Origin of the sequence: Pseudoduganella violacea (genome assembly GCF_014191875.1) — a bacterium.
GTDB lineage: Bacteria > Pseudomonadota > Gammaproteobacteria > Burkholderiales > Burkholderiaceae_D > Rugamonas > Rugamonas violacea_A.
In genome coordinates this window covers 204,394-217,787 of sequence record NZ_JACHXD010000003.1, presented here as the reverse complement: position 1 = coordinate 217,787, position 13,394 = coordinate 204,394, and the positions used below count along the sequence as shown (strand labels likewise).

Here is a 13,394-nt window from a genome sequence, read left to right as displayed (position 1 = left end):
AGAGATAGCAAGCTGTATTGATTTGATGGCCCGCGGTGAATGCCTCGGGCCATTCCCTTTAGTAAAAGAGAAGTAAATGTCCAAGAATAAAATGATTTTCGGCTTCCACGCCGTGACCTCCCGCCTGCGCCACGAAGCCTCTTCGGTGGAAGAGATTTTCGTCGACGCCAGCCGCAGCGATCGCCGCATGCAGGACTTGATCGGCACCGCCAAAGGCCTTGGCGTGCGCGTGATGCCGGTCGATTCGGCCCGCCTCGACAAGATCGTCGGCACCCGCCGCCACCAGGGCGTGATCGCCTTCGCCTCCCAGCTGGCGCTGGCGCGCAACCTCGATGAGCTGCTGGACGCCATCGACGGCCCGCCGCTGCTGCTGGTCCTGGATGGCATCACCGATCCGCACAATCTGGGCGCCTGCCTGCGCGTGGCCGACGGCGTCGGCGCGCATGCCGTGATCGTGCCGAAGGACCGCGCCGTGGGCCTGAACGCCACCGCCGCCAAGGTCGCCAGCGGCGCCGCCGAGACCGTGCCTTACATCACCGTGACCAATCTGGCGCGCACCCTGCGCGAGCTGAAAGAGCGCGATATCTGGCTGATCGGCACTTCCGACGACGGCGAGAAAGGCCTGTACGAAGCCGATTTCACCGGCCCGACCGCGCTGGTGATGGGTTCCGAAGGCGAGGGCATGCGCCGCCTGACGCGCGAAACTTGCGATATGCTGGTCAGCATCCCGATGTTCGGCTCGGTGGAAAGCCTGAACGTGTCGGTCGCTTCCGGCGTCTGCCTGTACGAAGCGCGCCGCCAGCGCATCGCCAAAGAGGGCTGAGCGCGGTTGTAGTCGAGTTTCCCCTCCAGCACTCCCCCGGCGGATGCGCTACCATGAGCGTATCCGCATTCACCGCGTATTTTCTGTTTCCCTTTCATGTTTCGCCAACTACGCCAGGACATCAGCAGCATCATCGAACGCGATCCCGCAGCCCGCAACGGCTGGGAGGTGCTGACCTGTTATCCCGGCCTGCAGGCGATTGCCATGCACCGCTCGGCGCACTGGTGCTGGACGCACGGCCTGAAATGGCTGGGGCGTTTCATCTCCTACCTGGCGCGCATCGTCACCGGCATCGAGATCCATCCCGGCGCGAAGATCGGCAACCGTGTCTTCATCGACCACGGTTTCGGCGTGGTGATCGGCGAAACGGCCGAGGTGGGGGACGATTGCACCATCTACCAGGGCGTGACGCTGGGCGGCACTTCGCTGCACGCGGGGGCCAAGCGCCATCCCACGCTGGAGCGCGGCGTCATCATCGGCGCGGGCGCCAAGGTGCTGGGCGGCTTTACCATCGGCGAATATGCCAAGGTCGGCTCGAACGCCGTGCTGCTGAAGAACGTGCCCGCCGGCGCGACGGCGGTCGGCAATCCGGCCCATATCGTGCAGAAGGAGCAGCAGGGCCATGGCTCCGCGACCTCGCGCCTGTTCTCGGCTTATGGCGTGACGCCGAACGGGGACGATCCCCTGTCCAAAGCCCTGCGTGGCTTGATTAGCCACGCCGACGCCCAGGAACAGCAGATCGAGCGCATCATGGCGGTGTTGAAAGCGGCGGGGCTGGATTGCCCCAAGATTGCCGAGTGCGATAACTTCGACCCGGCGCAATTGAACAAGCTTGTCGAATAAAGGAAAAGCATGAGCATGGAAGCCGCGGCGGATAACGCCGATACCCTGGACCCGTTTGAAATCCGTGTGCTGGCGGTGCTGGCCGAAAAGGAAGCGCTGACGCCGGATAACTACCCGATGTCGCTGAACGCCATCACCAATGGCTGCAACCAGCTTTCCAGCCGCGATCCGGTGATGCAGCTGTCGGAAGACACGGTGTCCGATGTGCTGCAGCGCCTGATCGAACGCCGCCTGGTGAACCAGATCAGCCAGGCCGGCGCCCGCGTCAGCAAGTACGAGCACCGCATGCGCATCAAGTGGTCGCTGGAGCAGGACAAGGTTGCCGTGCTCACCGTGCTGATGCTGCGCGGCCTGCAGACGGCGGGCGAGATCCGCACCCGCACCGGCCGCATGCACGATTTCAAGAGCGTAGCCGAGGTGGAAACCGCGCTGCAATTCCTGATCGATAAATATCCGCCGCTGGTGGCCAAGCTGGCGCTGGCGCCGGGCACCAAGGAGCCGCGCTACGGCCAACTGCTGGGCGGCGAAGAAGTGCTGGCGCGCGAGGAAACCGCCGCCGGTTACGCCGCCAGCGTCAGCAGCGGCTCGCGCAACGACCGCGTGGCCCAGCTGGAGCAGGAAGTCCAGCAACTGCGCGCCGATTTCGCCGATCTCGCCGCGCAGTTCGAACAGTTCAAAAAACAGTTCGAATAAGCTTAATCCGCGGCAGCGCGCACGGCGTCGATGGCGTCGAGAATGGATTCGCAGGTGGCCGGGGCGCGCAGCGGCGGATTGTGGCGGTGGCCGCCCACCGCCGATACCGCGTCGCGGATCGCCAGGAATACCGAGAAGGGCAGCAGCAGCGGCGGCTCGCCCACCGCCTTGGAGCGGTGGATGCTGTCGAAGCTGTTGCGGTTCTTGAACAGCTTCACCTCCAGATTGCGCGGGCAGTCCGATATTGCCGGAATCTTGTAAGTCGACGGCGCGTGCGTCATCAGCTTGCCGCCCGCATTCCACCACAGCTCCTCGGTCGTCAGCCAACCCATGCCCTGGATGAAGGCGCCTTCCACCTGGCCGATATCGATGGCCGGATTCAGTGAATTGCCCGCGTCGTACAGCGCATTCGCTTCCAGCAGCTTCCATTCCCCCGTCAGCGTATCGACGATCACTTCCGACACCGAAGCGCCATAGGCGAAATAGCCGAAGGGATTGCCGCTCATGGTTTTCGGGTCCCAGCTCAGGCCCGGCGTGGCGTAGAAGCCGTCCGACCAGAGCTGGATGCGCGCCAGGTAGGCCTTCTGCACCAGACCCGCGAAGGACATGACCGCGCCTGGCCCGCCATACACCACGCCGTCGGCGAACTGCACCTCGGCCAGCTCGCAGCCGAATTGCGCGGCGGCGAAGTTGGCGAGGCGCTGGCGCAGGGTGTGGGCCGCGTCCTGCGCCGCCTTGCCGTTCAGGTCCGCGCCGGTGGAGGCGGCGGTGGCCGATGTGTTGGCGACCTTGCTGGTATCGGTGGCGCTGATGCGCACGCGGTGCAGCGGGATGCCCAGTTCATGCGCCACCACCTGGCAGACCTTGGTGTTGATGCCCTGGCCCATTTCGGTACCGCCGTGATTGACCAGCACCGAGCCATCCGTATAGATGTGGACCAGCGCGCCGGCCTGGTTGAAGTGGGTGACATTGAAGGCGATGCCGAACTTCACTGGCGTCAGTGCCAGGCCTTTCTTCAGCACCGCGCTGCGCGCATTGAATTCATCGATGGCGGCGCGGCGGGTGCGGTAGGCGCTGTCGTGCTCCAGCTGGGCCACCAGTTCGTGGATGACGTTGTCGACCACCTTCTGGCCGTATTGCGTGACATTGCGGCCTTCCTCATCGTTGCGGCCGTAGAAGTTGATCTTGCGCACGTCCAGCGCGTCCTTGCCCAGATTGCGCGCGATTTCATCGACGATGTATTCGATGGCGATGGCGCCTTGCGGGCCGCCGAAGCCACGAAAGGCCGTATTCGACTGCGTGTTGGTCTTGCCCGCCATGGCGCGGATATCGACGTCGCTCAGGTAGTAGGTATTGTCGAAGTGGCAGATGGCGCGGGTGGCGACCGGCGCCGAAAGGTCGGCCGAGAAACCGGCGCGCGACACCATCTCGACCTTGGCGGCGGTGATGCGGCCATCCGCATCGTGGCCGATCTCGTATTCGTAGTAGAAGCAATGGCGCTTGCCCGTCACCATCATATCGTCGTCGCGGTCGGCACGCAGCTTGACGGGGCGCTTCAGCTTCGCCGCGCTGATGGCGGCGCAGGCGGCCCACAGCGCCGATTGCGATTCCTTGCCGCCAAAGCCGCCGCCCATGCGCCGGCATTCGACCACGATGGCGTGCGATGGGCGATGCAGGGCGTGTGCCACCACATGCTGCATTTCGGTGGGGTGCTGGGTGGAACACAGCACCAGCATGCCGTCGCCTTCCTTGGGAATGGCGTAGGAAATCTGGCCTTCAAGGTAGAACTGTTCCTGACCGCCCACATGCAGCTTGCCTTTTACGCGATGCGGCGAGGCTTCCAGTGCCTGTTGCGCATCGCCGCGCGCCAGGCGCATGGGCGGCACCACGAAAGACTGGGCGTCGCGCGCCGCTTCCGGCGTCAGGATGGCGGGCAGCTCCTCGTATTGCACCTCGGCCTTGCGCGCCGCGCGGCGGGCGTTGTCGTGCGAATCCGCCACCACGATGAAGATGGGCTGGCCTACATATTCGACCTTTTCCTCGGCCAGGATCGGATCGTCGTGGATGATGGGGCCGCAGTCATTGGTGCCGGGGATGTCGCGCCAGGTGTAGGCCGCCACCACGCCTGGCGCGGCCAGTACCGGCGCCAGGTTCAGCGCGGTGATGCGCGCGTGGGCTTTGGCGGACAGGCCCAGCGCCGCATGCAACGTGCCCTGGGCTTCGGGAATGTCGTCGGTGTACGTGGCCTCTCCCAGGACGTGCAGGATGGCCGATTCGTGCGGATGCGAGAGGCCGACTTCGGCCCATGCCTTGACCGACTCCGGCGTCAGGAATGCTTCGGTTTTGCTGTTCATGCGAGTGCGTAGTTATCTGAGTAGGCGAAGGCGTTGATTGCGGCGGCCGGCAAAGGCTGTTCCGGGCGCGTCTCAAGCCAGAAGCGGCGCAGCAGGTTTTGCGCCGTGCGCATGCGGTAGAGCGCGCTGGCGCGCATATCGCTGAGGGGCGTGTAGTCCTGGGCCAGCGCGGCCATGGCGGCGTTTAGGGCGGCCTCGTTCCAGGGCTGGCCTTCGAGTGCGGCTTCGGCCAGCGGTGCGCGGCGCGAAGTGGCGGCCATGCCGCCGAAAGCGATATGCACATTGCGCGCGACGCCGGCCTTGTCCAGCGTCATGGCGAAGGCGGCGCAGACGGCGGAAATATCCTGGTCGTAGCGCTTGGCCAGTTTGTAGGTGCGGAATTGCAGGCCGGTGTGAGGCAGGGGGATGCGCACGGCTTCCACGAACTCGCCGGGCTGCCAGTTTTTCTTCATATAGTCGAGGTAGAAGTCCTGCAGCGGCATGGTGCGCTGGCCTTCGGCGCTGCGCAGCACGATGCGCGCGCCGAGCGCGATCATCCACGGCGCGGAATCTCCGATGGGCGAACCGTTGGCGACGCTGCCGCCCAGGGTGCCGGTGTTGCGGATGGGCTGGGAGGCGAAGCGTTGCCACAGCTCCGTCAATTCCTGCGGATAGTGCTCGCAAATGGCGCGGTAGGCGTCGTCCAGCGAGACGGCGGCGCCGATTTCGAGGATGCCGCCATACGTCCGCATGCGCAGCAGTTCGGGAACCTGGCGCACATAGATCACATCGCCCAGATCGCGCATCTGTTTGGTCACCCATAGGCCAACATCGGTGGAGCCGGACAGGATGGTGGCTGCGGGCTTGGCGGCGCGCAGGGCCGCCAGCTCGTCCAGGGTACGTGGCGCGTGGAAGGTTTGGCTGTCGTGGGTATAGCTGAACATGCGCTCTCTTTGCAGGCTTTCCAGCGCGGCCTGTACGGCGGCGCGGTCGAAGGCCGCATGCGGCAGCTCGCCCATGCGCTGGGCCGCGTCGATGATGGGGCGGTAGCCCGTGCAGCGGCATAGGTTGCCGGATAGGGTTTCATCGATCTGCTTGCGGCAGGGCGGTTGCGCGGCGCCTTCCTGCTTTAGGTACAAGCTCCATAGCGACATGGCGAAGCCCGGCGTACAGAAGCCGCATTGCGATCCGTGGTATTCCACCAGGGCTTGCTGCACCGGATGCAGGCGGCCGTTGTCCTGCTTCAGGTCTTCCACGGTGAACAGGGCTTTACCGTCCAGCGTGGGCAGGAACTGTATGCAGGAGTTCACGCTCTTCAGTTCAAGACCGCCATCCTTCAGCGTGCCGATCACCACGGTGCAGGCGCCGCAGTCGCCTTCGGCGCAGCCTTCCTTGGTGCCGGTGCAGTGCAGGTCTTCGCGCAGATGCTGCAGGACCGTGCGCGTGGGCGACAGGGCGCCGGCTTCGCGCACCTTGCCCTGGTAGTAGAAACGAATCGGTTCGGACATCGTACTTCTCCAGAATCAGCCGGGCAGGTAAATGGTTTTGAACAGGAAGACGCCGGCGATCCCCCAGATCACGGTGCTGACCTGGCGGTGCTGGCCGGTCAGCAGCTTGAGCACGGCGTAGCTGATGAAGCCCAGTGCCAGGCCGTTGGCAATCGAATAGGTGAAGGGCATGACCAGGGCCGTGACCACGGCGGGCACGCATTCGGTGGTTTCGTGCCAGTTGATCTCGGCCAGTTCGCGCAGCATCAGGCAGGCCACGAAGAACAGGGCCGGTGCGGTGGCGTAGGCGGGAACCACGCCGGCCAGCGGCGCGATGAAAAGGCAGAGCAGGAACAGCACGGCGATGGCGACGGCGGTCAGACCGGTGCGGCCGCCTTCCTGCACGCCGGCCGCGCTTTCGATATAGGCGGTGGTGCTGGAGGTGCCGAGCACCGAGCCGACGACGATGGCGCCGCTGTCGGCCAGCAGGGCGCGGTTCATGCGGTCCATCTTGCCGTTCTTGAGCAGGCCGGCGCGTTGCGCCACGCCGATCAGGGTGCCGGTGGCGTCGAACAGCTCAACCAGGAAGAAGACCAGGACCACATTGATCAGGCCATGGGCGATGGCACCCATCAAGTCCAGCTTCATCACGGTCGGCGCCAGCGAGGGCGGGGCGGAAACAATGCCGTTGAAGTGATTGCCGCCGAAGAAGAAGCTCAGCACCGTGACCGACAGGATGCCGATCAGCAGGGCACCCGGCACGCGCAGCCTATCCAGCGCCACGATGATGAGGAAGCCGAGGATCGCCAGCACCGGCGCCGGCGAATGCAGGTCGCCCATGGTGACGAAGGTGGCGGGATTGGCCACCACGATGCCCGCGTTCTTCAGCGAGATCAGCGCCAGGAACAGGCCGATGCCGGCCGGGATGGCGATGCGCAGCGAAGCCGGAATGCTGTTGATGATGAGTTCACGAATCTTGAACAGGCTGACGACGAGGAACAGGCAGCCGGAGATGAACACCGCGCCCAGCGCCGCTTCCCAGCTGAAGCCCATGCCTTTCACCACGCCGTAGGCGAAGTAGGCGTTCAGGCCCATGCTCGGCGCCAGGCCGATCGGATAGTTCGCGTACAAGCCCATGATGAGCGTGCCCACCGCCGCCGCCACGCAGGTGGCGACGAAGACCGCGTCCTTGGGCATGCCGGCATCGCCCAGGATCGAGGGATTGACGAAGATGATGTAGGCCATCGTCAGGAAGGTGGTGAGGCCAGCCAGAAGCTCGGTGCGCACGGTGGTGCCGTTAGCACTCAGCTTGAAGAAGTTTTCAAGGAAGTTCATGTCTCGTGTCTCTGTTTATGGTTTTTTGACGCCGGAAAACTCGCCGGTCTGCGCCGGTCGAAAAACTGGCGTTGTGCGGAAAGGGCCGCAGCCTATCTAATGTCGTGCAAATAACAGGTTTGCTCGTATCGCCAGCTGAATACCGGGTATCGGCTGGCCGCTATACAATTATTTCGACAGCAGCTTGGCCGCGGCCGTGACCTGGGCGCGCAGCCATTTGTGCTCGGTGGCCTGGTGCGAGCGCTCGTGCCACAGCTGGTAAAAGCGCAGCGGCGGGAATTTGATGGGCACCTTGTAGGATTTGAGGCCTAGCGTGTTCTCGTAGTAGCTGGCGAACTGCTGGCCCGCCGTCAGCACCAGATCGGTTTGCGCCACCATATACGGCAGCATGCGGAAGTGGGCCGATTCGACCACCACATTGCGCTCCATATTCTGCTGTTCGAGGAAGGCGTCGATGTTGCCGTGGTAGCCGGGCAGGATCTGGGTCGGCGCGGCATGGGGCAGCGAGAGATAGTCTTCGACCGTCATGCCGTCCTTGTTGGTGCGGCGCGCATAGGCCGTGTTCGCGCGCATCAGGCAGACGATGGGATCGTCGAACAGCTTGGAGATATGCAGATGGGCGGGCGGCTCGTCCCAGTTGGCGACCACCAGATCCAGCTCGCCGTCCGACAGCAGGCGCACATAATCGGACTCCGGCCCCAGCGCATGGATCACCATGCGGCTGCGCGGCGATTCGCGGCGCAGGCGGGCGATCACCTCGGTGAAAAACTGCGTGTTCATATAGTCCGGCGCGGCGATGTGGAAGGTGCGCGCTTCCTCAAGCGGCACGAAGGCCGTTTTCGGCATGAACAGGTTTTCGGTTTCGTCGAGGATGCGCTTGGCGGGCTTCAGCAGGCTTTCGCCGTGCTGGGTCGGCACCATGCCGCGCCCGCCGCGTACCAGCAGGGGATCGCCGGTCAGCTCGCGCAGGCGGCGCAGCGAGGCCGAGATCGAGGGCTGCGGCTGGTTCAGCTTCAGCGCCACGCGCGAGACGTTCTTTTCACACAACAGCAAATACAGAATGCGGATCAGATGCAGATCCAGATGCTCCGGCAACCGCGACATGGTTTGTCTCCTCTTTATGCGCTCGATGGCGCTTTTATAAGTATCGGAAAGAGAGTCGCATATTTCCGGGCCTTGCATGTATATGTCCGCGCATATGGCAGTTATAAAAAAACATGCAGGACGAGGCGCGCCTTCAACCCTTATCTTTTCACTCACCCCGGCGCCATGCCGGTCATGACGGTCGTAGCGGCGACGGAGGAACGACCGGTTGGAGGCGCAGTCCTCAGCCATCTGAATTGCCCGCAGAGGCAGATGGGACAACAAAATGGAAGAGACATGGAAGCACTATTCGGACCCTATGGAGTGGAGTGGCTGAACCTCTTGGTGCGCTGGCTGCACCTGATCACCGGCATTGCCTGGATCGGCGCCTCCTTTTACTTCGTCTGGCTGGACAACTCGATCCGGCCGCCGCAGGCGGGCAGTGCGCTCGCCAGGAAAGGCGTGATGGGCGAGCTGTGGGCCGTGCACGGCGGCGGCTTCTACAACCCGCAGAAATACCTGGTGGCGCCGGCCGAGCTGCCGGCCGAGCTGCACTGGTTCAAGTGGGAAGCCTATGCCACCTGGCTGAGCGGCTTCGCCATGCTCTTCATCGTCTACTACTTCAATGCTTCGGCCATGATGATCGACCGCAGTGTGGCCGATCTGAGTCCGGCGCAGGCGGTGGGCGTGGGCCTTGGCACGCTGGCCCTGGGCTGGCTGGTGTACGACCTGCTGTGCAAATCGCCGCTGGGCCAGCGCGAAGGTTTGCTGGGCGTGGTGATGTTCCTGCTGATCGTAGCGGCGGGCTTTGTCCTGACCAAGCTGCTGAGCGGGCGCGCGGCCTATATCCATGTGGGCGCGATGATCGGCACCATGATGGTGGGGAATGTGCTGTTCGTGATCATTCCCGGCCAGCGCAAGCTGGTGGAAGCCATGAAGGAAGGGAAATCGCCTGATCCGATCTATGGCAAGAAGGCCAAGCAGCGCAGCGTGCATAACAACTACTTCACGCTGCCGGTGCTGCTCATCATGATCAGCAACCACTATGCGATGACCTACGGCCATGCGTATAGCTGGCTGATTCTGGCCGCCATCATGGCCGCCGGCGTGTTGATTCGCCACTTCTTCAATCTGCGCCATGCGGGCAAGGTGTCGGTGGCGTATCCGATCGCGGGTGTGGTTCTGTTGATGGCGGTGGCGATTGCGATTGCTCCCGCGCCGCGCAAGCCGGCGGCGGCTGCCGCAGCCGATGTTCACCCCGCAGCGGCCGGCCATTCCGACTTCGCCAAGGTGCAGGAAGTGATCCAGCAGCGCTGCGCTTCCTGCCACTCGGCCCAGCCGACGCAGGCCGGTTTCGCTTCGCCGCCGAGCGGCTTGATGCTGCAGACGCCGGAGTTGACGCGCCAGCACGCCGCCAAGGTGTATCAGCGCGTGGTGCAGAGCAAGGACATGCCGCTGGCGAATCTGACGCAGATGACCGATGGCGAACGCAAACTGATTGGCGACTGGTTCGAGTCCGGCGCCAACTGAGAACAGGAAGAAAAAATGGAAAAAGTGATCATCGACGGCTTCAATCTGAGCGCCGGGCAGGTGCTGGCCGTGGTCCGCGCGCCGCATGCGCGGGTGGAACTGGCAGTATCCTCGCGCGCCGCGCTGGAGGAAAGCCGCGACTATATCGAATCGACCTGGATGCACGACGAAGCGCCCATGATGTACAGCTTCAATACCGGCGTCGGCCTGCTGAAGGATACGCGCGTCAAGGTCGAGCATATCGAGCTGTTTCAAACGCAGCTGATCAAGGCGCACAGCGCCGGCATGGGCGAACCGTTTTCGGAAGAGGTGAGCCGCGCCACCATGCTGCTGCGCGCGAATGCCTTCGCCAGCAATTATTCCGCGCCGCGCGTGGAGGTGGTGGACCGTTTGCTGGCTTTCATCAATGCGCGCATCCACCCCATCATGCCGCAGAAAGGTTCGGTGGGCGCGTCGGGCGACCTGGCGCCGCTGTCCTATCTGGCCGCCGCCATTGCCGGTTTCGACGAGGCGGAAGTGATGTATGACGGCCGCCGCATGTCCGCGCCGGAAGCCATCGCGAAAGCCGGTATCGGTCCCGTCAAGTTCGACCTGAAGGCCAAGGATGCCTCGGCCCTGATCAATGGCTGCACCGCTTCGTTGGCCGTGGCCGTGCTGGCAGCCCACGACGCGCGCACCCTGCTCAGCGACGCTTGTCTGTCGCTAGGTCTGACGCTGGAGGCGATGCGCGCCGAGATGGCGGCATTCGATCCGCGTATCCAGAAAGCCCGCCCGCATGCGGGCCAGATCAAGACCGCCGCCATCGTGCGCACGCTGCTGAAAGGCTCGACCCGCACCACGCACGAGGCGCGCTCGGTGCAACTGCCCGATGAATTGCGCCGCAACGACATTCCCTACACCGCGCGCATCCAGGACGTGTATTCGCTGCGCTGCGCGCCCCAGGTCTACGGCCCGGTGTTCGATGCGCTGGACTATATCGACAATATCGTGGACAAGGAAATCAACTCCGCCACCGACAACCCGCTCATCTTCGGCAAGGATGGCGGCGGCTTCGAGATCATTTCGGGCGGCAATTTCCACGGCCAGTATCTGGCGCAGGCCATGGACTTGTTGGCGATGGCGGTAACGGACCTGGGCAGCATCTGCGAACGCCGCGTGGCGCGCCTGATCGACCCAAGCTTGTCCTGGGGCTTGCCGCGCAATCTGATGAGCGGCGTGCGCGGCGTGAATACCGGCTATCCCGTGGTGCAATGCTCGCTCAGCTCACTGGTGATGGAAAACCGTACCCTGTGCATGCCGGGCAGCGTGGATAGCATCCCGTCCAAGGGCAATAGCGAGGACCATGTGTCCAATTCCACCTGGTGCGCGCGCAAGGCCGCCACGGTGGTGGAGAACACGCGCTATATCGTCGGCGTGGAAATGCTGCTGGCGGCCCAGGCGCTGACCATGACCGAAAATCTGCTGCCCGGTTTCGCTCTCGGCCAGGGAACGCAGGCGGCGTATGACGAAATCCGCCGCCAGATCCCAGCCAGCCTGGATGGCGACCGCTGGTTCCACAACGATATCCAGACGGCGTATTCCTTCGTTGCCAGCGGCTCCGTGCGCCAAGCCGTGGTGCGCGCCATCGGCAAGTTTGCCGAAAACTGAGTAAGTCCATGCCTGTTTCGCTGTCCGTCGCGCGTGGTGAAGCAAAGGCGTGGCGGACAGTTTTTTCAATGCTGCGCCTCCCATACTTTATCCGGCATATAGTCGGACAGATGTTTCCGTTGCAGTGAGGACGCTATGTTCGAACAAAAGACCGCCATTGTGACGGGGGCCGCCAACGGCCTGGGAAAAGCCATCGCGCAGTGTCTGTTCAAGCGCGGCGCGCGGCTGGTGCTGTGCGACACCGATCAGGAAGGTGCGCAGCAGCTTGCGCAGGCGCTGGACCATCGCGGCGAACGGACGCTGGCGCTGAACTGCGACGTTGCCGACCCTGCCGCCGCGCAGGCTGCGGTGCGGCAGGCGCTGCATCGTTTCGGTGCGCTGCATTTTGCCGTCAACAACGCGGGCATCATCGGCCGCCACGGCGTAGCGCTGGCGGACGTGGAGGTGGAAGAGTGGGACCGGCTGCTGCGCATCAATCTATCGGGTATTTTCTACGGCATGAAGTACCAGATTCCGGCCCTGCTGTCTGCCGGGGGCGGCGCCATCGTGAATATGTCCTCGGGAGCCGGCGCGGTAGGCGTGGCGGGCAGCGCCGCCTATACCGCTTCCAAACATGGCATTGTCGGCCTGACCCGCGCCGCGGCGCTCGACTATGCTGATCGCGGCATACGCATCAACGCCATCGGCCCAGGCTATATCGCCACCGCCTCCATGCTGGATTTGCCGCAGGAGGTGCGGGATGGATTCGCCGCATCGCAGCCCATGCAGCGACTGGGCACGCCGGAGGAGGTTGCCGAAACCGTGGCGTTTCTGCTGTCGCCCCAGTCTTCCTTTACCACCGGCGCTTTTTATCTGATGGACGGCGGCACCACGGCGTGCTAGCTCAGCACTTCTCGTATTTCCAGTTGCGCGATTTTCCTTCCGCGATCCACTCCACCGCCTGCTCCAGGCGGCGCAGACGCGTGGCCTCGGTCTTGGCTTCGTCCAGCCACTCCACGTAGTCGCGCTTTTTGCTGGTGCTGAAGGCGTCGAAATGCGTGAGGGCGGCCGGCTGCGCTTCCAGCGCGGCGAGGAAGTAGTCCTGCACTTGCAGCTCGGGCTTGGCCGTTTTGGCTTTGGCTGGCGCCTTCGCACCATCCTCATTGAGCTGCATGGCCTTCTTGATATAGCCGGCCAGGGTCTTTTTCGGCGGCAGATCCTTGAGCGATGCGATGCGGCCGAACTGGCCCATGGCTTCCTCGGTCTTGGTGTCGGCCTGGGACAACAGCATCTCCGCTTTCCAGAAGCCGAAGCTGCAGTGCTGCTTGAAGGCGGCCATATTGCACAACATGCCCTTGTACATAAAGTGCGGCATGCCCCACTTCACGGTTTCCTCCACCTCCGGACAGCTGGCGTGCACCAGCGCGCGCAGATGGGTGAGGATGGGTTGGGCGAATTCGGCCGATTTGGCGATATAGGCGTCGATGCGCGGATCGAGAATTGGCATAGCAAGGCTTTAGCTAAAGGCGATTCCTGCAATATACGCATGCGCGGCGGCGCCGTCCATGGCACTGGCGAATCCGGCAACAATGCAAGCGAGCCAAGCCGATAATTCAAGTTTGCAAGTGACCGAAGCTGCCA

11 protein-coding genes are annotated in these 13,394 nt (G+C 63.6%); 6 read left to right on the top strand and 5 right to left on the bottom strand.

All coding sequences use genetic code 11. The annotated features are described in order from the left end of the window. Nucleotides 1-91: 91 nt before the first annotated feature. From rlmB to FHS03_RS06725, 3 genes are all read left to right on the top strand, one after another. Nucleotides 92-823, top strand: a complete 732-nt coding sequence (gene rlmB / locus FHS03_RS06735; protein WP_176348530.1) for a 23S rRNA (guanosine(2251)-2'-O)-methyltransferase RlmB — start codon at nucleotides 92-94, stop codon at nucleotides 821-823. 96 nt (nucleotides 824-919) lie between these two features. Next, the gene (gene cysE, locus FHS03_RS06730; protein WP_183440255.1) at nucleotides 920-1,666 is read left to right on the top strand and encodes a serine O-acetyltransferase; all 747 of its coding nucleotides are present in this window, start codon (nucleotides 920-922) and stop codon (nucleotides 1,664-1,666) included. A gap of 9 nt (nucleotides 1,667-1,675) precedes the next feature. Then, the gene (locus FHS03_RS06725; RefSeq protein WP_371871612.1) at nucleotides 1,676-2,359 is read left to right on the top strand and encodes a YceH family protein; all 684 of its coding nucleotides are present in this window, start codon (nucleotides 1,676-1,678) and stop codon (nucleotides 2,357-2,359) included. 2 nt (nucleotides 2,360-2,361) lie between these two features. Here the strand turns inward: FHS03_RS06725 and xdhB are convergent, their stop codons facing one another. From xdhB to FHS03_RS06705, 4 genes are all read right to left on the bottom strand, one after another. Next, entirely contained in the window at nucleotides 2,362-4,713 is a 2,352-nt protein-coding gene (gene xdhB, locus FHS03_RS06720) for a xanthine dehydrogenase molybdopterin binding subunit (RefSeq protein WP_183440254.1), read from the bottom strand. Then, nucleotides 4,710-6,200 (bottom strand): xanthine dehydrogenase small subunit, encoded by a 1,491-nt coding sequence (gene xdhA, locus FHS03_RS06715; protein WP_183440253.1) that lies wholly within the window; start codon nucleotides 6,198-6,200, stop codon nucleotides 4,710-4,712. The genes xdhB and xdhA overlap by 4 nt, the downstream gene beginning before the upstream one ends. 15 nt (nucleotides 6,201-6,215) lie before the next feature. Beyond that, nucleotides 6,216-7,514: an NCS2 family permease gene (locus FHS03_RS06710; protein ID WP_183440252.1), complete on the bottom strand. Its 1,299-nt coding sequence runs from the start codon at nucleotides 7,512-7,514 to the stop codon at nucleotides 6,216-6,218. Nucleotides 7,515-7,682: 168 nt separating this feature from the next. Further along, complete coding sequence (locus FHS03_RS06705; protein WP_183440251.1) at nucleotides 7,683-8,618, bottom strand: LysR family transcriptional regulator; 936 nt, start codon at nucleotides 8,616-8,618, stop codon at nucleotides 7,683-7,685. A 276-nt stretch (nucleotides 8,619-8,894) separates the two neighbouring features. On the opposite strand from FHS03_RS06705, the gene FHS03_RS06700 reads away from it, so the two are divergent. The 3 genes from FHS03_RS06700 (at nucleotide 8,895) to FHS03_RS06690 (ending at nucleotide 12,656) form a co-directional block, all read left to right on the top strand. Beyond that, nucleotides 8,895-10,127: a urate hydroxylase PuuD gene (locus FHS03_RS06700; protein WP_183440250.1), complete on the top strand. Its 1,233-nt coding sequence runs from the start codon at nucleotides 8,895-8,897 to the stop codon at nucleotides 10,125-10,127. A gap of 15 nt (nucleotides 10,128-10,142) precedes the next feature. After that, entirely contained in the window at nucleotides 10,143-11,774 is a 1,632-nt protein-coding gene (locus FHS03_RS06695; protein WP_183440249.1) for an HAL/PAL/TAL family ammonia-lyase, read from the top strand. Between the two features lie 135 nt (nucleotides 11,775-11,909). Next, a complete protein-coding gene (locus tag FHS03_RS06690) occupies nucleotides 11,910-12,656 on the top strand; it encodes an SDR family NAD(P)-dependent oxidoreductase (protein ID WP_183440248.1) in 747 nt (248 codons plus the stop codon). 1 nt (nucleotide 12,657) lies between these two features. On the opposite strand, the gene FHS03_RS06685 is transcribed toward FHS03_RS06690, so the two are convergent. Beyond that, on the bottom strand, nucleotides 12,658-13,260 hold the full coding sequence (locus tag FHS03_RS06685; RefSeq protein ID WP_183440247.1) for a YdeI/OmpD-associated family protein: 603 nt from the start codon (nucleotides 13,258-13,260) through the stop codon (nucleotides 12,658-12,660). Nucleotides 13,261-13,394 lie beyond the last annotated feature (134 nt).

Excerpts from the sequence above, each read along its gene's own strand:
- FHS03_RS06725 (WP_371871612.1), top strand. The coding sequence starts at position 1,676 with ATGAGCATGGAAGCCGCGGCGGATAACGCCGATACCCTGGACCCGTTT.
- rlmB (WP_176348530.1), top strand. The coding sequence starts at position 92 with ATGATTTTCGGCTTCCACGCCGTGACCTCCCGCCTGCGCCACGAAGCC.
- FHS03_RS06710 (WP_183440252.1), bottom strand. The coding sequence starts at position 7,514 with ATGAACTTCCTTGAAAACTTCTTCAAGCTGAGTGCTAACGGCACCACC.
- FHS03_RS06685 (WP_183440247.1), bottom strand. The coding sequence starts at position 13,260 with ATGCCAATTCTCGATCCGCGCATCGACGCCTATATCGCCAAATCGGCC.
- xdhA (WP_183440253.1), bottom strand. The coding sequence starts at position 6,200 with ATGTCCGAACCGATTCGTTTCTACTACCAGGGCAAGGTGCGCGAAGCC.
- FHS03_RS06705 (WP_183440251.1), bottom strand. The coding sequence starts at position 8,618 with ATGTCGCGGTTGCCGGAGCATCTGGATCTGCATCTGATCCGCATTCTG.
- FHS03_RS06700 (WP_183440250.1), top strand. The coding sequence starts at position 8,895 with ATGGAAGCACTATTCGGACCCTATGGAGTGGAGTGGCTGAACCTCTTG.
- xdhB (WP_183440254.1), bottom strand. The coding sequence starts at position 4,713 with ATGAACAGCAAAACCGAAGCATTCCTGACGCCGGAGTCGGTCAAGGCA.
- cysE (WP_183440255.1), top strand. The coding sequence starts at position 920 with ATGTTTCGCCAACTACGCCAGGACATCAGCAGCATCATCGAACGCGAT.
- FHS03_RS06690 (WP_183440248.1), top strand. The coding sequence starts at position 11,910 with ATGTTCGAACAAAAGACCGCCATTGTGACGGGGGCCGCCAACGGCCTG.
- FHS03_RS06695 (WP_183440249.1), top strand. The coding sequence starts at position 10,143 with ATGGAAAAAGTGATCATCGACGGCTTCAATCTGAGCGCCGGGCAGGTG.